Source organism: Micropepsis pineolensis, from assembly GCF_055392125.1.
This window is the reverse complement of the sequence record NZ_AP042408.1, coordinates 2,318,405-2,343,691: the sequence shown is the minus strand read 5'-3', so window position 1 is coordinate 2,343,691 and position 25,287 is coordinate 2,318,405. Positions and strand designations below refer to the sequence as shown.

Genomic DNA, 25,287 nt, shown 5'->3' with positions numbered 1-25,287 from the left:
TATCATAATGGGGCCGGGATGATCTGCAGGATTGTCCCGGCCCTAGTCGTTTTAGCCGGCATAGATCCATTCGAGGTACTTGGCACGCTATAGTTGATTAATATTTTAAAACATTTAATATCGTACGGCCTGTGTTCTGTGTTTCGGCGGTGGCGCTGAAACAGGTGTTTTATGCCGGGCGCGGTGCGTTTGGGGCCGCACGTTCACAGATCAGGATTTATGGGGCATCCATGATCATTCTAGCGCATCGCGGTCTTTGGCAGAGTGCTGAAGAAAAGAACACTCTTGCCGCGTTTGAACGGGCTTTCACAGCTGGTTTTGGCGTCGAGCTAGATGTGCGTGACTTGGATGGAACGCTGGTTGTGTCGCATGATCCGCCGCGTGCTGGATGTCTTCGGTTTTCTACGGTGCTAGATCTTTATCAGAAATGTGGCACACCGGGGCGCATGGCGATCAATATCAAAGCGGATGGTCTGGCACCTGAAATAGTACATCTGTTGACAGAGCACCAAATGCATAAAACGTGTTTTGTTTTCGACATGTCCGTACCTGACATGCTCTCTTATAACAATTCTGAAATTATAACTTTTACCCGCCATAGCGAATATGAAGCCTTACCCTGCCGGCTGGATGTATGCCAGGGCGTTTGGGTTGATGCCTTTGAAAATCCGTGGGCGGATGAAAATAAAATACTCTATTTTATAAATGAAAATAAAACGGTGGCACTTGTTTCCCCTGAACTACATGGGAAACCGCATCTTGAAGCGTGGTCCGTTTGGCGAAATGCGTTGCGGTGTAGTGAAAACTATAACACGAGATGTTCGGCTATAATGATCTGTACAGATTACCCTGAAGACGCAAAACAATTTTTCTTGTTGGGTGATAACCATGATCAAAGCGATATTGTTCGACATGGACGGCGTTCTGATTGAAGCCAAAGAATGGCATTATCAGGCACTAAATCGTGCGCTCGAGCTGTTTGGTTTTACCATCGAACGGGAAGCGCACCTGACGACTTATGACGGGTTACCAACTAAGACTAAACTTGAGATTCTTGCGCAAACCCATGGTTTGCCGAAAAAGCTAATCCCCTTTATCAATCGGTTGAAACAGGTTTATACGCTCGAGAAAGTCTATACTTCCTGCAAGCCGCAATTTATCCACCGCTTTGCCCTTGGGGCGCTGAGCAGGGAAGGGTATAAAATTGCCGTTTGCTCAAATGCGGTGCGACAGTCTGTCGAGACGATGATGCGGCTATCATCTCTGTACGAATATATGGATGTTATTCTTTCAAACGAAGATGTCAGCAAAGCCAAGCCTGATCCGGAAATTTATCTGACAGCTATGCATAAACTTGGTTTCCAGCCTGACCAATGCTTGGTTGTTGAAGATAATGAAAACGGTATCCGCGCTGCAAGGGGCAGTGGCGCCTACGTCATGTGTGTTAATTCCGTGAATGACGTAACGTATGACCGCGTCAAGGCTGAAATCGCATATGCGGAAGGAGTGTCAGCATGAATATTCTCATTCCAATTGCTGGTAAAAGTCCGTTCTTTCCGCCAGAGGAATTTGCTTATCCGCGTCCGCTGATTGAAATCGGTGGGCGGCCGATGATCGCCTGGGTTATTGATAATCTTAAAACCGTGGCAAAATCAGCCCAATTTTTCTTCATTACCTCAACAGAGGATGCTGTAAGCTATTCCTACGAGAAAGTGTTCAGTCTGCTGACCGACGGTCTGTCAAAAACAATTACGCTTGGCCGGGGAACTGGTGGTGCCTTATGCTCTTGCCTTGATGCCATAGACAATATTCCTTTTGATGAGCCACTCATTATTGCAAATAGCGATCAACTGATCGATGCGCAAATTTCAAATTATATTGATAAATTTCAATCTCTTGACGCTGATGGTGGTGTGATTACATTTGATTCAATTCATCCACGCTGGTCATATGTTCAGATTAAAGATGATGGCCGCATTACCTATGCCGCTGAAAAAAGTGTCATTAGCAAAAATGCCATTGCTGGATTCTACTATTTTAAAAAAGCGGGAGATTTCTTTGAATCCGCACAGTCGGCAATTTTGTATAATGAAGATCATAACGGGCAATTTTATATATCGTCTTCATTAAACGAGCTCGTTTTAGCCGGAAAAAAAATCTACGCTTTTAACCTCCCAAATGAACGTTACTATAGCTTTTATCATCCCAAGCAAATTGAAAGCTTTGAAAGAGCATGTACGGATATTTTAGAAAAAATTGATGCGCGCCGCAAAATTGTTCAGGTCCTGATACCAGCTGCCGGGAATGGTAGTCGGTTTGTAGACGCTGGATATAAGGATCCTAAGCCGTTTATAGATGTCGTCGGGCTGCCGATGATTGAGCGGGTTAGAAAAAATTTAGGGGTACGCAATGCGAAAACTACGGTAATCCTGCGTCAGGATCATATTGTATCAAGGGGGGGGCTGGTTTCTCAGCTACGCAATGACGGTGTCGAAATCGTTGCAATTGATAAGTTGACCGAGGGAACCGCTTGTACCGTATTGCATGCCAGAGGCAGCATTGATAACGACAAACCTCTTTTAATCGCAAACTCTGATCAGCTTATTGATATTGATATAAATGACATGATTGATGACTGTTTTGAACGTGATCTGGATGGATCTATTTTGGTATTTAAAGATCCCGAGAAAAAAACGAAATGGTCATTTGCTAAATTAGGTGATGGTGGAATGGTGGTACAGGTCGCAGAAAAAGCCGCTATATCGGATCTTGCCACTGTAGGAATTTACTTTTTTCGGCGTGGTATGGATTTTGTTCGTAGTGCCATTGATATGATCGCGCAGAATGATCGTATCAATAATGAGTTTTATACATGCCCAGTGTATAATTACGCCATTAAAAATGGTTTGAAGATTGGCGTTTATGAGATTGAGAAGGCATCCATGCACGGCATCGGGACGCCGGATGATCTTAACCTCTATATGAGCAATTTGAAAGTGGGTGCGTAAAATGATTGGAATTATTCCGCTTGCTGGGCCTGATTTTGAGCGGAGCGATGGTACGGTTAAGTCAGAATATCTGGTTGATGAAATGCCGCTGTTGCGCCGTGCACTGGAAAGCAGGCCGTGGTGGCTGTGCGGTTTTTTGCAAGCTAAAGATCTGATTTTTGTATTACATGATAGTGAGATGTCTCGTCGTTTCGCATCAGATCGTCTTTCTGTTTGGTATTCCGGGTGTAGGGTCGTTTTTTTATCGGATTACACCGCAGGTGCCGCGCTTAGTACGGCAAGCGCACTTGGATTGATAAGGAAATTTGATACGCCAATCGTGGTTGATTTATGTGACATACTTTTTGATTGTGATATGGCTTTAATTCAATCTTTTATCGCTGCGCCCAATATTGGCGGTATTGCTGTAACATTTCTGTCGGACGATCAAAAATATTCATATCTGGAATATGATCAACATGGTTGCGTTAACCGCTGCCGTGAAAAAGTGGTTATTTCAAACCATGCTTCAGCGGGGGTGTATTTTTTTCATTCTGTTGGAGTTTTGCTTTCTGCGCTATCACACTCTGTGAGACATGCAGATGCTTTATCATTTAATAATTTACTGTATGTATGTCCGTTACTGAATGGGGTTATTGCGCAAGGCATGACAGTAATGCCGATTAAAGCAAACAATGTTCGGGATATAAAAATCTTATAAAGCGCTGCAGTATAAAGGTTTATTTTTCTGTCACAGCGCTAAATTTTTACATGCATCTTTAAATTCTAGGCTTGTTTGACATTTCGTAAAGCTTCGGCAATGCGTTTTTCTTCTAACAATTTTCGACTGCGGCTTGGGTGCTCGATAACGCCATCATCGCTAAGAACGCCGGGGTTATCAGTTATATATTTTTTATAAATGCGGTCAGCTTCATTGTAAAAATCAGCCTCCATATTTTTTATGGTTTTCGGGTCATAGCTGATGGATTCTTTCAGTATGCGAATTATATCGGAGTGACTAAAATTATCAATTCGACTTCGTGTAAATAATGCGTGTTGCCATCTATCATCTGCAAGGACTGTAACGGAATATTCGCAGCATACCTTTAGTGATCCTACGGTTATGTTTTTCCGCCACAGATCAATTGTTGTAAGTGGGGGTTCAAATTTTATATCCTTAATTGTTGTGATTTTACCAAACAGGTTGGCATGATGTGAACAGAAAATCAGATCACCATTATGCCCGCCGTCGATGTGAAAATGTGTTTCCAGTAGCCAGGCATTCAGCACGGCAAGGCGCCAAAAGAATGGTTGTTTTCTACAGAAAAAGGCAAAATAATCCCGGTAATCCAGAGTGCTGATGAAATAACGGATGTTTTGACCAAACTTACGCAGTAAGGGGTAGTCGTTTTGAAATATATTGAGAAACCGACAGATATGTGAAATTCGGTCACAGCGTTCATCCCACAAGATTTCCAGAAACGGTTCGGCTGCACGATCTGCTAGTTTATCTATGTCACGTTTTAGGCCAAGAAAAACCGCATCACTGATAAAAAGTGGTTCTGATGCGCTGGCCCATGGCACCCATATTTTTCGCTCAAAAATGGGTTTAGGTGATTGTAGCTTTAACCGCTTTGGCAGATCTGATGGCGCGCAGTTTTTATCAAAGTCCAGAATTTTTTGTTTGATAAAATCCTCGTTTGCAAAAACAAAGTCGGGACGTGTTTTTAATATCAAGGCATCGTCATCATTGATAAATTGCAGCGCCGCTTCGAGGTTGCGTATTTGATATATGATGCTCTTTTGTAGTGGGGCACCTTCGATTTTCGGCTCTGGAACTCTCATAATTTCAATATCGGGAAATTTTGCAATCGTGCTGAACAAATCATCGAGGCGTGGACTATCCCAGGATACATAGATAATGCGGTCTATGACGCCTGCGCTTCGTAATTTGCGTAATTGCTCGAAGCTGACCTTGTTCAGAGCGTCGGTTTTTGTGTAGCCGGTGACAATGGCAATGACGTTTCTTTTCATTGGCTCCGCTTTGTCGTTTGTTCTGGCTATCTGTGCGTTTTATCAGCACAAGAATTGCTTAGGGGGGGGGCGGTATCAGGCTATTTGTCTTTTAAATCAGGCATGTTTAGTATCAACCTATAATTGATTCCTTTCTAGGTAAATAAAAGTATAAAATCCAGCATCTCGACAAATGCTGGTTGTTTCAATCTGGTGCTTGTGTGCGTTCGTGGTGCTGCTGTTACAGAGGCACGCACCAAATGCCCCCCCCCCCACAACACTCAAGTGGCTGCTTAGTGGGCTCTAAGAGCCGCTGAGAGGCGGTTAATTGCCTGTCTGGCTCGTGGGGGCGCTGTTTGATGAGGCAACCTGCGTGGTGCTCGCTCCAACAACTTCCCAGCTAAACGGTTTTTTGGGAATTTGCCGCTCGATCCAGATATAGCCAGTCCTGCTCCAAGGCTTGACGCTGTTCGTCAGATTGTCGAGCACATAATCTCCGCGATCCGTTGATATTGTCAGAACCGTGTGCCGTTGATTATGCGACGTGATGACAACTGCTAACCGTAGTGCCGGTTCTGGGAAGCCTTTAGAAATTAGCTCGTGCCTTTTGGTGAGTGCATAGTCATCGCAATCGCCATAACCGTCGGTAGGGATGGTCCAATATTCGGCGCGGCCATAATGCTTGAGGTCATCTTCCGGCCATATGGCATCATTCACCGACGCATTAATGTTTTGCAGCGCAGCCCAGTTGGAATCGTCAAGGGTGATCTTCTCCGGTTCATTGGCATGAACCAGGCATTCCGAAGGAGTGCGCGTGCAGAAATCAATGTAGCCAAAGGGGATAACCGCTGAGGGGCCATTTTCAGGCATAAAGAATGCGGTATTGGTCAGGTTTTGCTGATCTGGCAGGGCAACAGAATCAGAGCCTGCATTGGCAAAATCTGCCATCATGAAAGCCAATCCAAGTGCCATGGAAAACTTTATCAGTGTGTGGCGCATGGTGGTCATCCCCATATTCATGGGGAGGAAAACTACACGCCTTGTTTTGCTACATTGTTAGATTTAGGACTCGCTTTTTCTTTTTATTTTCAATGTGTTATACGTTATTTTTAATAAAAGAATATCTTAAATTGATGTAAGTTTTAACGATTGTGACAGCTGCTTTGTTCGTATTATGTTCGTTGTCGTTTGGGGGCGTTGTTTTGGTCAACCTGCGGTGTTAGCTTTGGTACGTGGTATGTTGAACGGAGAAGACAATCGGGGGGCTATCCTGGCTTTTTGGCCGTAGGTCTGAGGAATTTCGGGTACCTGACGGGAAGCGTGTCTACGCCGTTGGGGACATCCACGGCAGATTAGATCTGTTGGATCGCATGTTGTCATCAATTACATCCGACGCTTCTCGTGTGGTTATGCGGAACGTTCTCATTTTCTTGGGCGACTATGTTGACCGGGGGCCAGACTCCAAAGGGGTCATTGAACGGCTGAGCAGTCTGAACGTACCAGATTGGGAAATCTTTTTTTTGCGTGGGAACCACGACCAGGCCGTGTTGGATTTTTTATCCGATGCGATGTTGTATCGCTCTTGGCGTAATTTTGGCGCTGCGGAAACGTTGTTAAGCTATGGTGTCTATCCGCCGCGCTTTGATAATGATGATGCGTACGAGGCTGTCAGGCAGATTTTTGCTGAAAAGTTGCCACCGACACATCACCAGTTCTTTGTATCCCTGAAAGATCATTATGATGTTGGTGGATACTACTTCGCCCATGCTGGGGTGCGCCCTGGCGTTCCGCTGGATCAGCAGGTACCTGATGATTTGCTTTGGATCCGCGATGTTTTTTTGCAGTCTGATATTCCACTAAAAAAAGTCGTCGTGCACGGCCATACGCCGCAGGATGTTCCTGCGCGAGGCGCTTTCCGTATTGGTGTCGATACCGGTGCGTATTCAACGGGCTGCTTATCTGCAGCGGTGTTGGAGGGGGCTGCATGTCGTTTTTTGAGTGTTCGTGACACCGATCCTCCAATCCGTAACATGTGACACAACAATTGCCGTTTCGTAAGTTTAAGAAGGACTTGGTAATTCGATGACGAAAAATAAGCTGCCCTTATGCAGTGGGCTCATCATAGGCTTGTTATCGGTTTGTTTGTCGGTATCTGCCCTGTATGCGCAGAATGTTGGTCTTCCTGGACCGAGCCAGACAAGCCAGAGCCCAGCACCTCAAGCCGCGGATGTGCCGTCTGTGCCCACAGCTGCGGTTGCTGCGCCCGTTATGGTGGGCGCAGCAATTTCTGATGAGCATTATCGGCTTGGCATCAGTGACAAAATCCGGGTGACGGTTTATGGCGAAACCGATCTCAGCGGTGAATTTGTTGTCGACAGTACGGGCCAAGTTCAGCTTCCATTGGTCGGGCAGGTCAAGGCCGCAAATTTAACCTTGCATGAATTTACCGCCGAAGTTGTTTCCTCTTTTTCTAATGGGTATCTCAAAGATCCCAAGGTCAACATTGAGGTCCTTAACTACCGCCCATTTTACATCATGGGCGAAATCAATAAGCCTGGTGAATATCCTTATGAGAACGGGTTGACCGTGCTTAGCGCCATTGCGCTTGCTGGTGGCTATACCTATCGCGCTAATAGTAATGACGTTTATGTCCGCCATAATGGGGAATCAAAAGAAGAAGTCATGCCTGCAGATGCCAAAACAAAAATTATGCCCGGTGATATTGTCCGTGTACCCGAAAGGATTTTCTAATCCCGGAATGGGGAATGCTACTTTTTGGCGAAAAAAGTAGCATCCTGACTATTTAGTGGGCGGCAGTTATGGAAAAAATCCTTATTTTTTAATGGGTTATATTAAAAAATATAAAATTTTAGTAAAATAATACACGTGGGTACTTGCTTAATTTCCACTTTATAGGCACTTATTTTACTAAGCACGCTAAGCGCGTATTGTTTTGATAATCTGTCGTATGGGGAATGCAATGAACACGAAATTCCGTAAATTTCTCGCTCCTGCGTTCATGGTGACGAGCTTGGGGACGTCCGTTGTTGCGGCAATCGTGCTGGCAAGTGTCCCTGCATATGCACAAAACTCCGCGGCTCTGACTACAGAGCAAGTTGCTTCTATCCAGTCATCACTGAGCGCAGCCATTACGGCAGCAAATGGCAATACGGCAGCGATCACGGCGGCTATCTCATCTGCTGTTACAAACGCGCTTGCGATTTACGGCAACTCAGCGGCCGCAGCGATTACCTCTGCCGTAATTAGCACTGCTGAACAAGCCGGTGCCAGCGCGTCGTCGATTGGCGGTGGCTTGGCGCAGGCTGCTACAGCGATTGCTTCAAGCAATGCTGAGGCTGCTCAGGCAATCGCTCAAACGGTCGCCAATGTGGGCCGTGCTCAGGAGGTTGCTGCCTTCCAGTCAACCGCGTTGGCAAATGGGCAGGCGAAACTGGCATCAGTTGCTGGTTCTGGTGCGACGCCAACTGCAGAAGCGGGCGGCGGTTTGACTGGCGGTAATGGCGGTAATGCCTTCGGTGGCTTTACAGCTGGCGCTGGTGCCGGTGTTGGTGGTGGCACGTGCCTCAATCCTTCTTGCACTAAATAGGCACTACAGACGGTTTAAACATTAAATTCATATGCCGACGGCATTTGGCCAGTCGTGAGGAGACCTATGCTTAAACGGACCCACTCTGCATTGTTAGTGAGCTGCACGGTTGCTGTGGTTGCACTTACTCCAGGCAGTTTCGCAACCGACACTCCAGCGTTTGGCAACAAAAGCGTTGTTGACCAAGATAGTAGCGTGATGGACAGAACGCGCCCGGAATATGATGCCAAGGGTATCCCGCTGGCCGGTTTTAGGCTATTTCCAACACTGGCCGTTACCGGAACCTATGACGATAATGTTTTTCGTCTGCCTGAGAAAAGCGCTGATACTTATACGGCGTTTACACCGACGCTCTATCTCAAGTCTGATTGGGGGCGCCATTTTGTTGAAATTTACGCTGGCAGTGAAAGCTTTCTGTATACCCAGTATACAAAAGAAAACCTGACAGACTTTAAGGTCGGTGGTGACGGGCGGTACGATATCTCCCGCGCAGCTATTGCATCTATTAATTCCTATTACAGTGAAAATCACGAACCGCTGTCATCGCCCAATACCGTTGGCTATCAGGCAAAACCAAACCGTTACTTTCAAACCCACGCAGATGTAACATCTGCCTATCAGCCTAACAGATTAGGTTTCGGTCTTGGGGTGAGCTTTGATCGCTATGACTGGCAGACGACCCCGCGTGTCGGCGGTGGTGTGCTAAGCAATGCGGACCGAAACCAAAACAATTATCAGGCCTATGCGAAGACGTTTTATGATTTTTCGCCTGGGTACTCAGGTTTTGTCAAAGCCAGCTATGATGAACGTGACTACGATGATTTCTACGATCGGTCGGGGCTGCATCGATCCTCTCATGGCTTTCATGTTGATAGCGGGTTGGATTTTCAGGTAACACATCTGGTAAGCGGTGAGGTTTTTATTGGTTATATCCAACAAAACTTCTCTCAGCATGTCACCACTCCACTTAGCAACATTTCCGGCCTTGACTATGGCGCGGAACTCGATTGGTACGCCACACCTCTGGTGACAATTCATCTGAGTGGTAAGCGCACGTTAGACGATGTAACGATTACGGGGGCCTCGGTTGCCGACAATAAATCTGCAAAACTAACGGCTGATTATGAAGTGCTTCGTAATGTCATAGCGCATGCCAATATCTCGTTTATGGAAACACGTTTTGTCGGCACTTCGCGGCTTTATTCATATCCAAGTGGCGGTGGCGGACTTAGTTACCTCGTAAACAGTTACGCCAGCTTGAACTTTGACTATCTCTACAGCAAGCGTAGTGCGAACGTTTCTGGGGCTGGGTTTAGTGACAATACGATAAATCTTAATCTCAAGCTTCACGTCTGAGAATGTTCATGGTGTGAACGGTAAAGATAATCTGTTGCATTAATATGTAGCAGATTATCTTAGTTATTTCACAATGCATGCAGGTGAGCTGCATCAGTTTTTAAATGTAAAGTGCGATGTATCGCAAACGTTAGGATGACCGTCTTGCATATGCAAATTGGATCTTTAATTAAATCCCCCACTCACATCGATGAAGATCGATTACATGAATCTGAAGGGGCTGGTTTGATCGATTTTCTTCGTGTTATCCAGGTTCGGAAAAAGATTATATTAGGTACAGCGGTAATCATCGTGGCATTAGCCATTGTGATTGTCATGCAACTTACGCCACTTTATTCCTCTAGCGCCGTTGTAATTCTTGATCAGAGAAAGAACAGTGTTGAGGATACGTCTGCGGTACTTTCCGGGCTGCCATCAGACCCATCTACAGTCCAAAATCAGGTTCAGATTTTAACATCGCAAGAATTGGTTGGTCGTGTTGTTGATAAACTCAAACTCACAGAAGATCCTGAATTTAATCCAAAGCAAGGTTGGATCTCTAAAACCATCGGTCTAATCAATCCGGCGAATTGGTTTCCGAGCTCGAAAACGCAGAATGATGTACTGAATGATAATCCTGAACGTAGCGCAGCAATTAAAACTATTTTAGGCCATCTTGCTGTTACTCCAATTGGACTTTCGACTGCAATTAAGATTTCAGTTCAGTCAGAAAGTGCGGTAAAATCCGCGCGTATTACCAATGCTATTGCCAACGCATATGTCGAAGATCAGTTGGAAGCAAAATTTGAGGCAACACGTAAGGCAACGACATGGCTAAGTGGCAGAATTTCTGATCTGTCTAAAGAAGCGCAGGCAGCTGAGGCTGCGGTACAGCAATTCAAAGCAGATAATAACATTACCACCACAGCCAATGGTGTGACGGTAATCGAGCAGCAGATTGCAAATTTAAATAATCAACTCGTATCCGCTCGAACAGAGCTTGCAGAAAAACAGGCAAATTATGGACGTTTAGCGGCTCTTGCTCATACTGGGCAGGCTGCTAACGCCCCACAGGTTGTTGCATCTCCGTTAATTTCAACATTGCGTGGGCAGGATTCTGATCTAACACGACAAATCGCAGATATGTCATCGAAGTATGGCCCACGCCACCCAAAGATGTTGGATATGCAGGCGCAGAAGGCAAACCTTGATGCTAAAATTAATGAAGAAATCCAGCGTATTGTTTTGTCGGTCAAGAGTGATGTGGAGGCATCGGAAGCTCGTGTTTCATCGCTACAATCCAGCCTGAAAGAATTGGAGAGCCAGGGCGCAGGGCAAAACCAGACTTCTGTCAAGCTGACAGCCTTAGTGTCGGCAGCAACGTCGGCGCGCGCCATGTATGAAGCCTTTCTTGGACGTCTAAATCAGGCACAGAACCAGGAAGGTATTCAGACGCCAGATGCGCGTATCATTACCAATGCTGAAGTACCGTCGTCACCAAGTTTTCCCAATAAGATGTTAGTGATTTTTTTGGCAATACCTTCAGGTGTTTTGTTCGGATTGATATTTGCGTTCATTATTGAACGGCTTGATTCTGGCTTTAGGACATCTAGTCAGGTTGAGGGTATGCTTGGATTGCCAGTGCTTTCTACCACGCCAGAGTTGGTTGATGTTGACAAAAAAGCCGTCAATGCAGCTAAAAGTATTATTGATAAGCCAATGTCATCATTTGCAGAAGCTGTACGCGGTCTGCATTTAGGCTTGTCACTATCGAATGTGGATCATCCACCAAAGGTAATCATTGTGACCTCATCTGTACCAGGTGAGGGGAAGTCGACAATTTCTCTAAGCCTTGCACGGATCGCAGCACGTAGTGGTTTGAAAACGATCATTCTGGATGCCGATTTGCGCCGTCCGAATGTTCATAAACTAATGGATGGTGGTAATTTTCAAAAAGGTATTCTAGAGGCCTTAGTCGAAAAGGAGCCTATTGAACAATATATCAGCAAGGATCCATATAGTAATTGTGCGGTTCTGCCGTGCCTGCTGCCCTCAGCAACACCAAGCGAAATATTGTCTTCAAATGCTATTGCCGAAATAATTACAGAGCTGAAGCAGCTCTATGATTTGGTAATCATCGACACTGCACCGGTTTTGCCTGTTAATGATACACGGATTTTATGCCGGCTAGCTGATGCTGTGCTTTTTGTTGTTCGTTGGGAAACGACACCCCGTGTGGCCGCGGCAAATGCCATACGCTTATTAATTGATGTGAAGGCAAATATTGCCGGTGTCGTACTTGGGCGGGCTGATAGTGAGCGGTTCCGTTATTATAATTACGGTTACCAAAACTATCAAAACTACACAAAATATTATAGCGACTAGAACTATGAAGTCATTCCAGATATTTTGTGCGGTATTGCTTTTGTTGTTACCGGCAATATTCCTTGGTAGCTTTTCGCTGAGCCATATTGCTGATGGTATTGCTGTTGAAAAAGCAATCCCAATTCCAAATTATTTGATTATGCATAAGCTTGTACAGCCGTCCACATATCGTGATGCAATGATTGCTCTGAAAAATGCTGCTGGGGATAATGGAGAAGCTGAAATAATTCGTGCTGAATCCGCAGCTAATTTGGGGGTGCCACCTCTAACGCAGGTGAAAATTCTTGAAAGCGGTTTGAAGCATCAGCCCGCATCGGCTAGAGGATGGCTGCTTCTTTCTGAAGCCTATCAAAAAAACGATAAAAAGAAAGCTGCAGCATATTTATCTACAGCAATGATGCTTGCACCACGAGACTATTGGTTAATTGGAATTCGTGTTCGAGATGCGGCTGTACTTTGGACCGAATTAAATTTTGAAACAAAAAAAAATACGCTAGAGCAAGCTCAAATGCTTTGGGATGTTCCGCTTTTGCACGATCAGTTGCGTGCCGTTTTAGCTTCTGCAGATGGTGTGCAAATTATAAAATTGGCGTTTAAGAACAGACCTGACGATGTTCGAGAAATGAACCGATGGCTGGCTACACAGCGTTATTTGCGTAGAACAAAGGCTGGGTGAAATATGGAGAAAAATTATTTTGTCTCTCGGATGAGCTCCCTGCGGACATCATGTGTATGGCTTTTTATCGCAATTTTATGCTGGGTGCCATTTCCGCTGGGGGGGGCTATTGAATGGGCTGCCGGTGTGCAGGCATTGCTTGTTTCTATCTGCGTAATTTTGTGGCTTCTATCGTCTTCAAGCCGAATTAATGATATAGTCATAGGTATAAAGCGTATTGCAGTTCCTTTTTGTCTCGTATTTCTGGTTATTTTGTGGGCTTGGATACAATCGCTGCCGGTTGTTCCATCTTCCTGGGCTCATCCTTTATGGACGATTGCCGCCGACACGTTACGGTTACCTGTAGACGCAAGCGTATCGGTTAATCCGTGGCGTACGCAGGCTGAGGCACTTAAATTATTATGCTATGCTTTAAGCTTCTGGCTGGCATATGACATGTCAAGGCAGATAGAGTTTGCGGAGTTATTATTAAAGGCGGCTGTTACGGTTGTTACAATTTATTCCGCATTTGGCTTCTTTATTGCATTTATTGGCTATAATGCGCATGATATTTTTTATGCTACACCGAGTGTGCATCGTTATGTTACTGGCCCTTTTGTTCTGCACAACAGCTTTGCAACATTTTGTGGTCTTGGAACTGTAGCAGCCGTTGCTAAGCTTACTGCAGAGGGAAGCCAATCCATTGTTGCTGTAAGATCTATTAGACTGCGAGCATTTTCGGTCATTCAGTTTATTTTGGGTCGTGGTGCCAAAGCTTTTCTTGCAACGATTCTCTGTTTCTCAGGAGTAATCGCTTCTGCATCGCGTGCAGGGTTTATAGCGATGTTGGTTGCACTCATTGCAATGGTAGGCATTGCATTCGTTGCTTTTATAAAAAAACGCTTCATTGGAAATGCGTTAATTGCAGTTGTTATTTGTATAATGGCATTGTTTTTATTCGTCGGCTTGAGTGGAGATACGCTGATAAGTCGTATGAATTTGCTGCAGGATCCCGAAACTACGGACGAGGTTAGGTTAGCTCTGTGGGGGGGGGGCATCAGAATGATTCATGATTCTCCATTTCTTGGTATAGGACTTGGCAGCTTTCAGGACATATTTCCACTCTATGCCCTGAAGATATTCCCCTTTGTGATGGATAAAGCTCATTGTGACTATCTGGAGTTCGCTGCTGGGGTTGGTCTGCCAGCTGCCTGTGCGTGGTGGTTGGCTTTAAGTTGGGGGATTGTGTTGTGTTTTGTTGGGTTTTTTAAGCGTAAGCGTATGCGGTACTGTCCATTAGTTGGTGGGGTTGCTGGGATCCTTGTAGCTGTTCACTCCACCGTAGACTTTAGCCTCCAGCTGCCTGCGGTATCTATGCTATTTGCTATATTGTTAGGGGTTGGAATTGCGCAATCTCGTTCGTCACGTAATTCACAAGGGCTAACAAATTTATGATATGCCTGCTGTGAATGTAAATTTGGCGCCTAAAAAATGTGCGCGTCGAGTAAAATTCGTGCGCGGACTATCTTGCAAATACGGCTAATGGTTTTTATTTTTTTATGGTGGGGTATCTGCAACATACCGGTCATAAAAAACGGTTCACTTACTGGTAAAATTTGATATAAATAAATTATAAGTAAGTGCTTTATAGTATAAAAAGCAATTTATTGATGTGTACATAATTTAAAAATGGGTATTAGCAGGTGTAGTTTTTTATTTTGCTGCGTTGGTGTTTTTCTGTTTTGGGGAGCCAAACTGTATAGATGTGCATCGTGCCGTAATTTTTTTTCGCGTTCGTAAAGGTTGGTGTTTCCAGTTTTGGTTAAACGTTCTCCATCTATGTGATGGGTGCAAATGCGAGGTCTATGCGACATGAGCGACTGGTCAGATTCAGGGGTAATTCAAAAATCGGTCATTCAGATCGGGTTTGACAGAAGTGTGAGTTGGTGGCTTGGGCAAAATGCAAAACGCGTATTCGATTTTATTTCATCGGCAATACTATTAATTTTTTTATTCCCGCTATTCGTCGTCGTTGCGGCATTGATTAAAGCTGAGCATGGAAGTGTCTTCTTTACACAGGTGCGTGTTGGTCGGCATGGTGAGAAATTCCGCTGTATAAAATTTCGTACAATGAGGGCAGATGCTGAAGACCTACTCGCAAAATGGACGCGTGATAACTCTCCAGAATATCGTGAGTATATTGCATCGAATTTTAAACTTAAGAATGATCCGCGCGTTACTAATGTAGGGCGATTTTTGCGGCAAACTAGTCTCGATGAACTACCGCAATTGTTAAACGTTTTGCTTGGCGAAATGAGTTTGGTTGGTCCGCGGCCTTTGTTGCCTCGTGAGACTTCGTATTATGGTAGCCCGCTCATATTATATTGCCAGGTTCGTCCAGGTATCACGGGGCTCTGGCAGGTTAGTGGGCGTAGTAATACGACATTTGCGGATCGTGCAGCCGCTGATAAAAAATACATTTCCGCTTGGTCTCTTTGGTCTGATGTAGTTATTTTGATTAAGACCGTTGGCGTGCTGCTTAAGCGTGATGGTGCATATTAACCTGTAAGTCTGCATCTAAAATCTCGATGCCGAAGGGCAGGTATTGTGAGTGTCTTGTTCAATCGGATGTAATTTTCGGGCAATCGGTAAGCATCGATATAGGGGTGTAATATGCCAAATCTCAATATACATCGGGCAAAGATTCTCGCAGTTGCTTCCGGCGGTGGTCATTGGACGCAGCTTCTTCGACTAAGGCCTGCATTCGAGGGGTATGATGTTTGTTATGTAACGACGTTGCGCGATAGTGAAGCAATGGTATCTGGTGCAAAAATGTGTGTTGTCCGGGACGCATCAAGAAAGGATGCGTTTGGTGTGATTGTTCTAATATTCCAGCTAATATGGCTAATTATTCGCCAGAACCCTGAGATTATTATATCAACGGGAGCTGCACCTGGGCTCATTGCACTCCATATTGGTAAGCTGCTTGGGGCTCACACAATATGGATTGATTCAATAGCAAATGTTGAAAAACTATCTATGTCTGGCATGCTTGCAAAGCGTTGTGCAGATCTATGGCTGACGCAGTGGCCGCATTTAGTCCCCAAATATAGCGGTTTGTCTTGCATGGGGGATATACTGTGATCTTCGTAACTGTTGGCACTCAACTGCCATTTGATCGTCTAATTGCGGCGGTAGATGGTTGGGCCCTAAGCCGCAATCGCGATGACGTTGTCGCTCAGGTGGGTCCTTCTACGTATAATTCCTTAGCACTTAAATGCTATACACATATTTCTCCTGATGAGTATGCGCAATTCCAGCGCGATGCAGATCTTTTTGTTTCTCATGCAGGGATGGGCGGTATCATCAGTGCATTAGAGCTTGGAAAACCGCTCATTATAATGCCGCGCAAAGCTAGTCTTGGTGAACATCGTAATGATCATCAGTTAGCAACGGTACGGCAATTCGCAGGGTATAGCGGTATATATGTTGCGGAAAATGTCGATGATTTGATTAGGCTTCTTGATAATTCAGATCGTCTGTTTGGTAATAAACAAATATCTTCATCTGCATCGGATAAATTGCTGTATGCATTAAAAAGTTATATTGCGACGACATCAGAGCATCGAAAATCATAATTGGATCACCAGATGAAAGTTTTGCTTATTACCACCTGTGTAATTGATCCACATCGTTTAGCTCTCTTGTCACGCATGCTGGATAGTGTGGCATGTGCTTCCATACGTCTACCGCTAGGTTGTGATGTGCATGTGTATATATTGCTGCAAAATTGTAGTAATTATGTTCCCCCAATTAGGGTACCTCAGCATACAAAAATCTGCACTGTCGATGGTATTATATCTTTATCTGCTGCTCGTAATAAGCTTTTACGTGCTGCCGCGCAGGATACGTCATTTGGTTCTGATACAATTGTTGCCTTTCCAGACGATGATTGTTGGTATACGGACGAACTTATAACGTTTATATCTAGTAGTTTCGTACATAATCAATCGCAAGATTTTGTTTTTTGCAGATATGATGCAGATCCGATGCACTGTAGTACTGTTAGCAAAGAAAGTTTTAAGCCTGCAATTTTTTCAAGCGTAATACGTAATGCGTCATCTAATACGATATTCATACGTGGAAATGTTATGTCGAAGATTAAAGAATTCGACGAAAAATTAGGCATTGGAACGCAAATGGGCGGATCGGAAGATCTTGATTTTGCAATTAAAGCCTTTGTTCTATCTACAGAATCTTTTTATATTGACGCAGCTGTAATTGGTCATCGTAGCAAGAGTAATGAGTATCGTGGACGATATTATCGCAGTTCATTATTTGTTATCGCAAAGTATATTCGTAATGGATCGATTTGGGAGTTTTTTCGTAAAATCCTTGTTGGCCTCTATTTGGTTTTTCATAATCAGCTTACTCTTTCATCATACGTTTCAGCGCTAAGGGATGGTTTTGTAGAGGCGATTAGACTTAAAAAACTGGCAAGGGGCGTTCAGCATGCATAGTTTAAACCAGTTGTTATGGCTGCAAAGGTTTATAGTACGTATGCGCCGTTTGTATTATGTGAAGATTTGGGGGATGGATATTCATCCAACTGTAGTTTTTTCAAGCAGCGCTAGATTTGATAAAACAAACCCTCACGGTATACACATTGCATCTGATAGTTATATAGCTTTTGGTGCTGCCATACTCACACATGATATGTCTCGTGGATTGCATTTGGACACATATATTGGAAAGTGCTGCTTCATCGGCGCGCGCGCTATTATTTTACCTGGGCTTCAGATTGGTGACGGGGTTATTGTTGGTGCTGGTTCTGTTGTAACAAAAAATGTACAGCCTTATACCATCGTTGCCGGTAATCCTGCAGTTGTAATCAAAAAAAATATTATTGTTGGAAAGTTTGGTTGTTTAATCCGTTCTGATGATGGTGATGCTCCCACCTCTAGAGAGATGGCATTATGTGGCCATCAATAAAAAAAAATGCCTTAGTTCGAGTTACTGCTCCTACACACTACCGTTCCGATATTGATGGCTTGCGGGCTGTAGCGGTATTGTCCGTAGTGCTATATCATTTAGATTTATTTGGTTTTAGTGGGGGGTATGTTGGTGTAGATATTTTTTTCGTTATATCGGGATATCTAATTACGCAAATTCTTATGTCTGATGCCCATGTCGGGCGTTTTGATGTTGTGAGATTTTATGAGCGCCGTGCTAGGCGGATATTACCCGCACTTTTATTTATGTTCGCAGTAGTTTTTTTTGCAGCATTTTTTATATGTATGCCAACAGAACTTACAGGTCTAGGAAAGTCTGCAATTGCGACAATATTTTTTTCATCAAATTTATTATTTTGGTTGCAACAAGGCTATTTCGATCCGACCTCGTCAACGCAGCCTTTATTGCATTGCTGGTCATTGGCTGTAGAAGAACAATTCTATATTTTTTATCCACTTATTCTCGTTGTTATTTATAAATACGTACAGAAGCGTTTTTTTCTTAATTTATCGCTTTTTGTGATGGCGGCTTCCTCGCTTATAGCAAGCGAAATAGCTATGCATTTTAATGCGCTATCCAGTGCATTTTATCTTATGCCACTGCGTGGGTGGGAGTTGCTGGTTGGAGCGCTCCTAGCCGTTGGTGCTGTCCCGTCTGCTGGGCGCTTGAGTGGATCCATTGGCGCGTTTGGTGGAATATGCTGCATTTTATTTGCTGTGTTTGGCTACGATCATAACACTCCGTTCCCAGGCTTTTCAGCAATTTTACCCGTTGCGGGGTCTGCGGCTTTAATTTGGGCTGGATGTAATACAAATTCTTTCTTTACTCGTTTTTTATCATTTCGTCCCTTGGTTTTTGTCGGATTAATTTCGTATTCACTATATTTATGGCACTGGCCAATTTGGGTGTTAAGTCGTTTTTTTCTTTTGCATGAACCTCTGCTGTATGAGCGTTTCGTGATTTTATCAGCGAGTTTTATAATAGCTATTTTGTCTTGGAGGTACGTCGAAATACCTTTCAGAAAAAAGAATATATTAAATTCTAGAATTGCACTGTTTCAGGGAGCTGTAGTTGCGGGTGTTGTTACTATTGTAATTGGAACTATTTTTTATACTAGTCATGGTCTGCCGCAAAGATTAACAGAAGGATCCCATCTGTTAGCTGATGGAGCTACGGATCGGCGATACGGCGAGGATTTTTGTAGTGATATTCCTCTTGGATTCGGGCGTGGATTGTGTGCAATTGGGAAAAAAAATACAGATAGAGATATTTTATTTTGGGGAGACTCACACGCTTGGGCAATGAAAGACGCCTTTAATAATGTTCTTATTGCAAACAATCATGGTGGATATATCGCAGACTTTTTAGGGTGTTCGCCACTGTTCGGTGTGGAGAGGGTGAATTATTCAGTGCCATGTCAGGCATTAAATGAAAACTTAAAAAGTTTTTTGCTTTATAAAAAAATAAAAATAGTAGTCATAATTGCTAGTTGGCGAGGTATTATTGGTCCTCAGGCAAATACCGATATTATATATCGTGGTAATAAAACTATTGATGTCGTTTCTCGTAACGCTGTTTTTAAAAAATCTTTAAGTGACACCTTATCCACACTACACGGATTAGGCATTAAAACTGTGTTCTTGATGCCGTTACCTGGTGCGAGATTAGATGTGCCGAATACTCTTGCTCGGGCCGATATGCTTCATAAACATATCGAGTTGCGTTATAGCCGTAATGCATATGATAGGCAGTATGCTGAACTAATCGAAACTATTGCCGAAAATCGTTATAATTTAGATGCAGTTGTAAATTTGCAAGATAGTATATGTGGACATGGTATGTGCCAAATTGTACATAACAGTCATCCTCTATATTTTGATGAAAATCATCCTTCTAAAACATTTGAAACCATTCTTGAACCTGTGCTTTCTCTGAACCTAAAACAATATATGGTTCCAAGATTGTCTAGGCTGTCTGGGACTAAGGGTGGTAAAATTCTAAGTGAGGCAGGGTAATGAAACTAACTATTTTTGCAGGTGATTTTCCATATCCCGCCAGAATGGGGGGAGTTGTTGACGTTTGGAACCGGATCTGCGCTTTTCGCGGTTTAGGTTGCAGCATTCAACTGATTTGTTGGCAGTCTGCAAAATTGGCAGATCGTCCAACTGCGGATTCTATAAATTTTGTAAAATCGCATGTCGATGAATTACATATTTTTACTTACAAACGTGGAATATTGCCATTTTCCTTCAAGCTAATGAAAATATTATTTTTGCCGATGGGGGCGTCGGCAAGGCTTGAGACTATTGAGGGATTTTCTGAACTGAAATCTGCGTTTAAGCGTTTTAATCCAGAAGCTATTTGGCTTGATAATATTTTGATTGCGCCGCTAGTAAAAAAGATAGTCGGAAGTGATAAAAAAAACTATTTTATCAGATCTCACAACCGTGAGCACAAGTACCAGCTTCAGTTAGCGAAAACTGGAAAGGGGATAAAATCATTCCGTAGCTGGATAAATCTGATTGGTCTAAAGCGATTTGAACTTAAGACGCTTAAAGGCGCAACAATTTTTTATGATATTTCACAGGATGATTTAAATTTCTGGAAAAAAAATGGCTTAAAAAATGGGCGTTGGTTGCCAACGCTTATGGAGCAAAACAGGCGTACTGAGTTACCGCGGTTTGATATTTCATATATCGGTTCCCTGAGTTCTTCAATTAATGTAGCTGGCATTAAGTGGTTTGTTGAAAATGTATTGCCACATCTGCGCCTACAAAAACCCAATATTACTTGTTTAATCTCTGGATCAAATCCTGCCGTTGAATTTGAGAAATTTCTTAAAAGCACCCCAAATATAAATCTTATGGTGAATGTTGAAGATCCTGCAGATGTGTGGTGCGCGGGGCGTGTACTGATTAATCCTGTTCTGTCAGGTAGTGGTATCAATGTTAAATCAGTTGAAATGTTATTTTTTGATCGACCTCTCGTAACCACTCATGTTGGGGTTCGTGGTCTTCCTGAAATTGTGAAGCTCGAATACTGCGTGGCTGATAATGAGAAAGCGTTTGCTACCGCGATCCTGGATGCACTGATAGGTGCTACTGTACCATTGAAGTCGAGAGAGCAAGCACGTTCATTTTTTGACATAGAGCGCATGGCTGATGTTATGTCTGAAATGAAAATGTTGACGGATGTCCGGTAATGATAGGGAGGGATGTATGCGTGTTTCGGTAGTTATACCTGCTCATAATCGTGAGAAAGTGATAGCTCGTGCAATCCGCAGCGTCATTGATCAAACCTATCCGGTAAGCGAAATTATAATAGTCGATGACGGGTCTACAGATCATACGGCATCAGTCGCTATAGCTGCTGCTAATGGTACTGCATCGCTACGTATATTAACCCCTAACAAACGTCTTGGGGCTGCAGGTGCCCGCAATTTTGGTGCATCATCTGCTACGGGGGAGGTAATTGCTTTTTTGGATTCCGACGATGAGTGGTTGCCAAATAAGTTAGAAAAACAAGTCCCTCTATTGGAACATGATCTGTCAACCGTTGCCGTTTTTTCTAACTATAGCTACTGTATTGAGGGTAAATTATCACGTAGTAGTTCTAATTTGCAGGCTGTGTCATATGAACGACTTTTGTATCGCAATTGTCTTGGGACTTCGACTGGGATCGTTCGTAAGATTACCTTTAACAGTGTAAATGGATTTTGTATGGATCTTCCCTGTTGCGAAGATTGGGACTTGTGGATCCGAATTGCTAAAATTGGCAGGATTGAGGTGGTCAAAGATATTTTGGCTCAATATCATTTTGATGGTGGTGGTCGGTTATCAGCGAGCTATCTGAATGTTGTTGGCCACAAATTAATGTTCCAAAAAATTTACGATCAGGTTCGCAATCCGTCGCTGCTAAAAAAAATAAAATCAGAGCATTTGTTATGTATGGCGGATGTATATTCACGCCAGGTGTTTTCCCCTCTTAAAGCGGTTAGTTCGGTTTGTAAGGCAATTTTCCTTTCGCCGAAAAAACGACAGTTTTTATATTTATTTAGAATTTTTGTTGGAATGACTATGCTTCTAAGCCATAGTTTGTAGGTTATATTATGATTTTAATAGCAAGCATAATTAAAAGAATGCATTTCTCAGCTACGGTACTTTCAAAATGGTTGGAGTCTGTTGGCAGCCTGCTACTTATGGCAATATTTCAGATGGTGTCATTTATTTTATTGGCGCACGTTATAGGTGTGATTGGTTATGGTATTATAGTTTCTATCGCTTCTATTGTTACAATCGCAGTTGAATTTGTAGGTTTGGGCTGTGGTGATTTATTAATACGTGATGTGGCTCGTAGCAAATCTGCTTACCGTGCAGCCTATGGCAATGCTCTCATAATGATTATGATAACACTGCCAATCGTGTGTCTAGTGTCTGTGATGCTGGAACATTTTATATTTAAATTCAATGTTTCCTACTACATTATTATTGCGTTGACATTTTCTGAGTTGACGTCGGCTAGAGCGTCAGGATTGGCTGAACATGTTGCTATCGCACATGAGGCAATTCGAATTGCCAATATATATAGATTATTTGCTGCGATATCGCGCATGCTTCTGGTTGTTGCGGTATATTTTATAATTGGTTTGGCTGGGCTTGAGGCTTGGTGGCCTTGGCAGTTTGCATACGGATTGATCGTGCCAGCGATTATGCTCATCGATGTCGCAATACGTTTTGGTTATCCCCAATTTAGTAAGGGCGTAAAAAACTATAAAATTAGCTTCTCATTTGCGGGAACGCAAATTTTGCGCGCACTGCAAACCAATGTGGATCGTATCGTAATTGGCCACAGCTTTAATGCAGAAACCCTTGGCACTTATGGTGTCGCAGCACGTTTGATTCAATTCACGTATCTTCCCATTAATGCGGTTGTCCGTATGACATATCCCCGCTATTTCCGTCATGGACAAAATGGTATTGTTGATACGCAACGTTATGCGCAGCGGCTAGCACCATTTATATTGGCCATTGCGCTGGTTATTGTCGTTGTTGTTTTGTCTGCTGCAGGGTATTTTTCTGCTGCACTCGGTCACGGTTTTGCAAACAGTCGTCATATTATTGAATGGCTGTCTCCGCTGGTAGTACTGATTGGTATACAATACATTTTCGCGGATGCGTTGTCGGGTGCTGATCGGCAGCGTTTGCGTACCTTGTTATTAATGTTCGGTGTAATTTCAATTGCTGTCGCGTGTTGGTATGGGGCTAGTCGCTACGGCGTATCCGGTGTGATATTCGCAAATCTGGCAGCTAATACTGGTCTAGCGGCGGTTTTTATTATTGTCGTTGAAATTCTTGCGCGGCGTAAACGTACTCATGATGCTAGGGGCTAGGCGATGCCGATACTTCAAACCGCGAGAGTGATACATTATTCCGCATCTAGTTATTCAAAAATTTTGTCAGAAAAGGGTATCCGAATAATATTATTCGTCGCTTTTATGATGATGAATGGTGCTTTGTTATGGACGTATACAGGGGAACTGCAATTTATTTTAACCGATGATCAGTCATCTGTAGCAAGGTATTATGGGTATCCACGATATCTACTGTTTATTGGAATTATATATATTTTATATAGCTATAAAGCTTTATCGCGTGTCGTGGTGGCATCTATGCCGATTTGGCTACTGAGTATTTTTTTTGGTATAACATTGTTATGGTGTGATAGTTTCTCAAGCAGCTTCCGATCATATCTGGTTTATCTTATGCAGCTCATTTTCGGGATGGCGCTTTGCTATGACTTTGATGAGAGTAAAACTTTTTTACGATTGCGCTGGATTTGTGCAGTTTTTTTCTTATGTAGCATTTCTTTTGCTGTATTATTTCCAGTATATGGCTTCGAAACCCGCGGCTATACTGGCGCTTTACGAGGAGTGTTTTCAGGAAAAAACCAATTTGGTATTATTTCGACAAATATGTTTGCAATATTGATTGCATGTTTTTTTTCCAAAGAGTGTTATAAAAGGCGCCTTTTTACACTTGGGCTTATTGTCGGCTCTATTGCTCTGCTGTTTTTGTCGCGATCTGCAACATCTATAGTTGCTGCTGCAATCGCTATGTTTGCAGTAGGGGTTTGCTACATTCTGTCAATCATTCGCAGCAAAGCAGGGCGAGGTGGGCTTCTGGCCGTTGCTGGGGCATTGCTCATAGTAATTTTTTTAAATGCGCAAGAGATTACGATATCCATAGTGACCTTTATTGGACGCGACCCGACCTTGACGGGGAGGAGTGTTCTATGGGCATTCATCCACCAAGTTGCCACGCAGCATTCGCTATTTGGCTATGGATTTGATAGCTTTTGGTGGCGTTTTGTCGGTTCAGACCATCTGCTAGAGCAGCAGGGGTTATGGAGTGTTGCTGAGGCACATAATACATATTTAGAAAATTATTTATCTGGTGGTGTAATTGGGGTTTGTGTTTGGGTTGCACTGCTTGCATACATCGGTAGTATCGTCGTGTGGGAATTAATCGTTGACCCAAAATCTGCGCGAACAATCTTGTCTTTCACATTATATGTACAGATTATTTTTCAAGGTAATACAGAGTCTATTTTTCCATTCCCGATGCAGGTTGCTGGTTGCTGGTTAACTCTTATTCTCGTGTTGAACTATTCATCTCCAAGCGTATCACATGTAGGGATTAATGTTTTAAGGAAGCTTAGATCTTCACATTCCGTGCTGCAATAATTCGCGCAGGAGCTCCGACAGCGATCGCACGTGCTGGTATGGAATGTGTAACCACAGCTCCCGCTCCGATAATAGCACCGTCACCAATTGTAACGCCGGGCATAATTATAGCTTTTGTGCCAATCCATACATCTCTGCCAACGCAAACATCAGCTTCATCCATTAGTTGCTTGGTTACCGGTTCGCCATCGTTAAAGCGATATTGTGAAGCGATAATTGCAACCTCGGGGCCAAGCAGCCCGTAATCGCCTATAATAATTTGGCCATGGCTAGGGCCGGCACGTAACTGGCAACGTGAACCGATGTTGGTATTATTACCAAGCTTGATTAGCTCTCCGTGCGTAAATATCACATCAGGGCTAATCGCGCATCCTGTACCCATATGGATTTTACGACGAGGTTGCACGTGTGTGTAATTGTAAAAGTTTAACATTCGAAAAAAATGAAAATATGCACGTGGGTCAACACTGCTTGTAAGGAGGCGGATGATTTTCTCGGTACGAGAGAGTGTTTTCTTATGGGTTAAGTGAGATTGTTCTGTCATTTTAAT

The 25,287-nt window shown here is 43.5% G+C and carries 24 protein-coding genes; 21 read left to right on the top strand and 3 right to left on the bottom strand.

Features of this window, described 5'->3' with window-relative positions; translation table 11 throughout:
- Positions 1-149 precede the first annotated feature (149 nt).
- From ACZ5RI_RS10445 to ACZ5RI_RS10430, 4 genes are read left to right on the top strand one after another with little or no spacing between them, the layout of a single operon-like run.
- Positions 150-932, top strand: a complete 783-nt coding sequence (locus ACZ5RI_RS10445; protein ID WP_464512596.1) for a glycerophosphodiester phosphodiesterase family protein — start codon at positions 150-152, stop codon at positions 930-932.
- Positions 889-1,518, top strand: a complete 630-nt coding sequence (locus tag ACZ5RI_RS10440; RefSeq protein WP_464512593.1) for an HAD family hydrolase — start codon at positions 889-891, stop codon at positions 1,516-1,518. Before ACZ5RI_RS10445 ends, ACZ5RI_RS10440 begins: the two co-directional genes overlap by 44 nt.
- Positions 1,515-3,008: a glycosyltransferase family 2 protein gene (locus ACZ5RI_RS10435; protein ID WP_464512589.1), complete on the top strand. Its 1,494-nt coding sequence runs from the start codon at positions 1,515-1,517 to the stop codon at positions 3,006-3,008. The genes ACZ5RI_RS10440 and ACZ5RI_RS10435 overlap by 4 nt, the downstream gene beginning before the upstream one ends.
- A 1-nt stretch (position 3,009) precedes the next feature.
- Positions 3,010-3,708, top strand: a complete 699-nt coding sequence (locus ACZ5RI_RS10430) for a glycosyltransferase family protein (protein ID WP_464512584.1) — start codon at positions 3,010-3,012, stop codon at positions 3,706-3,708.
- A 65-nt stretch (positions 3,709-3,773) separates the two neighbouring features.
- Here the strand turns inward: ACZ5RI_RS10430 and ACZ5RI_RS10425 are convergent, their stop codons facing one another.
- Positions 3,774-5,021 (bottom strand): hypothetical protein, encoded by a 1,248-nt coding sequence (locus ACZ5RI_RS10425; RefSeq protein WP_464512579.1) that lies wholly within the window; start codon positions 5,019-5,021, stop codon positions 3,774-3,776.
- 303 nt (positions 5,022-5,324) lie between these two features.
- Entirely contained in the window at positions 5,325-6,008 is a 684-nt protein-coding gene (locus ACZ5RI_RS10420) for a transglutaminase-like cysteine peptidase (RefSeq protein ID WP_464512577.1), read from the bottom strand.
- A gap of 362 nt (positions 6,009-6,370) precedes the next feature.
- Here ACZ5RI_RS10420 and ACZ5RI_RS10415 point away from each other — a divergent pair, with 362 nt between their 5' ends.
- The 17 genes from ACZ5RI_RS10415 to ACZ5RI_RS10335 all read left to right on the top strand — a co-directional run bounded on the left by ACZ5RI_RS10415 (position 6,371) and on the right by ACZ5RI_RS10335 (position 24,737).
- Positions 6,371-7,036 carry a metallophosphoesterase family protein gene (locus ACZ5RI_RS10415; RefSeq protein WP_464512573.1) on the top strand — a complete coding sequence of 222 codons (666 nt, stop codon included), beginning with the start codon at positions 6,371-6,373 and terminating at the stop codon, positions 7,034-7,036.
- 46 nt (positions 7,037-7,082) lie between these two features.
- Positions 7,083-7,751 carry a polysaccharide biosynthesis/export family protein gene (locus ACZ5RI_RS10410; RefSeq protein WP_464512568.1) on the top strand — a complete coding sequence of 223 codons (669 nt, stop codon included), beginning with the start codon at positions 7,083-7,085 and terminating at the stop codon, positions 7,749-7,751.
- Between the two features lie 229 nt (positions 7,752-7,980).
- Complete coding sequence (locus tag ACZ5RI_RS10405) at positions 7,981-8,607, top strand: hypothetical protein (protein WP_464512564.1); 627 nt, start codon at positions 7,981-7,983, stop codon at positions 8,605-8,607.
- A 66-nt stretch (positions 8,608-8,673) separates the two neighbouring features.
- On the top strand, positions 8,674-9,963 hold the full coding sequence (locus ACZ5RI_RS10400) for an outer membrane beta-barrel protein (protein ID WP_464512560.1): 1,290 nt from the start codon (positions 8,674-8,676) through the stop codon (positions 9,961-9,963).
- A 150-nt stretch (positions 9,964-10,113) separates the two neighbouring features.
- Positions 10,114-12,327 carry a GumC family protein gene (locus tag ACZ5RI_RS10395; RefSeq protein WP_464515587.1) on the top strand — a complete coding sequence of 738 codons (2,214 nt, stop codon included), beginning with the start codon at positions 10,114-10,116 and terminating at the stop codon, positions 12,325-12,327.
- A gap of 4 nt (positions 12,328-12,331) precedes the next feature.
- Positions 12,332-13,003 carry a hypothetical protein gene (locus ACZ5RI_RS10390; protein ID WP_464512556.1) on the top strand — a complete coding sequence of 224 codons (672 nt, stop codon included), beginning with the start codon at positions 12,332-12,334 and terminating at the stop codon, positions 13,001-13,003.
- A gap of 3 nt (positions 13,004-13,006) precedes the next feature.
- Positions 13,007-14,437: an O-antigen ligase family protein gene (locus ACZ5RI_RS10385; protein ID WP_464512552.1), complete on the top strand. Its 1,431-nt coding sequence runs from the start codon at positions 13,007-13,009 to the stop codon at positions 14,435-14,437.
- A 417-nt stretch (positions 14,438-14,854) separates the two neighbouring features.
- Positions 14,855-15,544, top strand: coding sequence for a sugar transferase (locus ACZ5RI_RS10380; RefSeq protein ID WP_464512548.1), 690 nt, complete (start codon positions 14,855-14,857; stop codon positions 15,542-15,544).
- A 111-nt stretch (positions 15,545-15,655) separates the two neighbouring features.
- Positions 15,656-16,126 (top strand): UDP-N-acetylglucosamine--LPS N-acetylglucosamine transferase, encoded by a 471-nt coding sequence (locus ACZ5RI_RS10375; protein WP_464512543.1) that lies wholly within the window; start codon positions 15,656-15,658, stop codon positions 16,124-16,126.
- Complete coding sequence (locus ACZ5RI_RS10370) at positions 16,123-16,620, top strand: glycosyltransferase (RefSeq protein ID WP_464512539.1); 498 nt, start codon at positions 16,123-16,125, stop codon at positions 16,618-16,620. Before ACZ5RI_RS10375 ends, ACZ5RI_RS10370 begins: the two co-directional genes overlap by 4 nt.
- Positions 16,621-16,632: 12 nt before the next feature.
- Positions 16,633-17,502, top strand: a complete 870-nt coding sequence (locus ACZ5RI_RS10365) for a hypothetical protein (RefSeq protein WP_464512534.1) — start codon at positions 16,633-16,635, stop codon at positions 17,500-17,502.
- A complete protein-coding gene (locus ACZ5RI_RS10360; RefSeq protein ID WP_464512530.1) occupies positions 17,495-17,974 on the top strand; it encodes an acyltransferase in 480 nt (159 codons plus the stop codon). The genes ACZ5RI_RS10365 and ACZ5RI_RS10360 overlap by 8 nt, the downstream gene beginning before the upstream one ends.
- Positions 17,959-20,010, top strand: coding sequence for an acyltransferase family protein (locus tag ACZ5RI_RS10355; RefSeq protein WP_464512526.1), 2,052 nt, complete (start codon positions 17,959-17,961; stop codon positions 20,008-20,010). Before ACZ5RI_RS10360 ends, ACZ5RI_RS10355 begins: the two co-directional genes overlap by 16 nt.
- Positions 20,010-21,197 carry a glycosyltransferase family 4 protein gene (locus ACZ5RI_RS10350; protein ID WP_464512522.1) on the top strand — a complete coding sequence of 396 codons (1,188 nt, stop codon included), beginning with the start codon at positions 20,010-20,012 and terminating at the stop codon, positions 21,195-21,197. The genes ACZ5RI_RS10355 and ACZ5RI_RS10350 overlap by 1 nt, the downstream gene beginning before the upstream one ends.
- Positions 21,198-21,213: 16 nt before the next feature.
- Positions 21,214-22,095: a glycosyltransferase family 2 protein gene (locus tag ACZ5RI_RS10345; RefSeq protein ID WP_464512518.1), complete on the top strand. Its 882-nt coding sequence runs from the start codon at positions 21,214-21,216 to the stop codon at positions 22,093-22,095.
- 8 nt (positions 22,096-22,103) lie between these two features.
- A complete protein-coding gene (locus ACZ5RI_RS10340; protein ID WP_464512514.1) occupies positions 22,104-23,384 on the top strand; it encodes a lipopolysaccharide biosynthesis protein in 1,281 nt (426 codons plus the stop codon).
- 3 nt (positions 23,385-23,387) lie between these two features.
- The gene (locus ACZ5RI_RS10335) at positions 23,388-24,737 is read left to right on the top strand and encodes an O-antigen ligase family protein (protein WP_464512510.1); all 1,350 of its coding nucleotides are present in this window, start codon (positions 23,388-23,390) and stop codon (positions 24,735-24,737) included.
- Here ACZ5RI_RS10335 and ACZ5RI_RS10330 read toward each other — a convergent pair.
- Positions 24,709-25,281, bottom strand: a complete 573-nt coding sequence (locus tag ACZ5RI_RS10330; RefSeq protein WP_464512505.1) for an acyltransferase — start codon at positions 25,279-25,281, stop codon at positions 24,709-24,711. The genes ACZ5RI_RS10335 and ACZ5RI_RS10330 overlap by 29 nt on opposite strands.
- Positions 25,282-25,287: the final 6 nt, after the last annotated feature.

Excerpts from the sequence above, each read along its gene's own strand:
- ACZ5RI_RS10405 (WP_464512564.1), top strand. The coding sequence starts at position 7,981 with ATGAACACGAAATTCCGTAAATTTCTCGCTCCTGCGTTCATGGTGACG.
- ACZ5RI_RS10395 (WP_464515587.1), top strand. The coding sequence starts at position 10,114 with ATGCAAATTGGATCTTTAATTAAATCCCCCACTCACATCGATGAAGAT.
- ACZ5RI_RS10440 (WP_464512593.1), top strand. The coding sequence starts at position 889 with ATGATCAAAGCGATATTGTTCGACATGGACGGCGTTCTGATTGAAGCC.
- ACZ5RI_RS10435 (WP_464512589.1), top strand. The coding sequence starts at position 1,515 with ATGAATATTCTCATTCCAATTGCTGGTAAAAGTCCGTTCTTTCCGCCA.
- ACZ5RI_RS10375 (WP_464512543.1), top strand. The coding sequence starts at position 15,656 with ATGCCAAATCTCAATATACATCGGGCAAAGATTCTCGCAGTTGCTTCC.
- ACZ5RI_RS10355 (WP_464512526.1), top strand. The coding sequence starts at position 17,959 with ATGTGGCCATCAATAAAAAAAAATGCCTTAGTTCGAGTTACTGCTCCT.
- ACZ5RI_RS10425 (WP_464512579.1), bottom strand. The coding sequence starts at position 5,021 with ATGAAAAGAAACGTCATTGCCATTGTCACCGGCTACACAAAAACCGAC.
- ACZ5RI_RS10345 (WP_464512518.1), top strand. The coding sequence starts at position 21,214 with ATGCGTGTTTCGGTAGTTATACCTGCTCATAATCGTGAGAAAGTGATA.
- ACZ5RI_RS10390 (WP_464512556.1), top strand. The coding sequence starts at position 12,332 with ATGAAGTCATTCCAGATATTTTGTGCGGTATTGCTTTTGTTGTTACCG.
- ACZ5RI_RS10340 (WP_464512514.1), top strand. The coding sequence starts at position 22,104 with ATGATTTTAATAGCAAGCATAATTAAAAGAATGCATTTCTCAGCTACG.
- ACZ5RI_RS10360 (WP_464512530.1), top strand. The coding sequence starts at position 17,495 with ATGCATAGTTTAAACCAGTTGTTATGGCTGCAAAGGTTTATAGTACGT.
- ACZ5RI_RS10350 (WP_464512522.1), top strand. The coding sequence starts at position 20,010 with ATGAAACTAACTATTTTTGCAGGTGATTTTCCATATCCCGCCAGAATG.
- ACZ5RI_RS10380 (WP_464512548.1), top strand. The coding sequence starts at position 14,855 with ATGAGCGACTGGTCAGATTCAGGGGTAATTCAAAAATCGGTCATTCAG.
- ACZ5RI_RS10415 (WP_464512573.1), top strand. The coding sequence starts at position 6,371 with ATGTTGTCATCAATTACATCCGACGCTTCTCGTGTGGTTATGCGGAAC.
- ACZ5RI_RS10430 (WP_464512584.1), top strand. The coding sequence starts at position 3,010 with ATGATTGGAATTATTCCGCTTGCTGGGCCTGATTTTGAGCGGAGCGAT.
- ACZ5RI_RS10335 (WP_464512510.1), top strand. The coding sequence starts at position 23,388 with ATGCCGATACTTCAAACCGCGAGAGTGATACATTATTCCGCATCTAGT.
- ACZ5RI_RS10330 (WP_464512505.1), bottom strand. The coding sequence starts at position 25,281 with ATGACAGAACAATCTCACTTAACCCATAAGAAAACACTCTCTCGTACC.
- ACZ5RI_RS10410 (WP_464512568.1), top strand. The coding sequence starts at position 7,083 with ATGACGAAAAATAAGCTGCCCTTATGCAGTGGGCTCATCATAGGCTTG.
- ACZ5RI_RS10365 (WP_464512534.1), top strand. The coding sequence starts at position 16,633 with ATGAAAGTTTTGCTTATTACCACCTGTGTAATTGATCCACATCGTTTA.
- ACZ5RI_RS10420 (WP_464512577.1), bottom strand. The coding sequence starts at position 6,008 with ATGACCACCATGCGCCACACACTGATAAAGTTTTCCATGGCACTTGGA.
- ACZ5RI_RS10385 (WP_464512552.1), top strand. The coding sequence starts at position 13,007 with ATGGAGAAAAATTATTTTGTCTCTCGGATGAGCTCCCTGCGGACATCA.
- ACZ5RI_RS10400 (WP_464512560.1), top strand. The coding sequence starts at position 8,674 with ATGCTTAAACGGACCCACTCTGCATTGTTAGTGAGCTGCACGGTTGCT.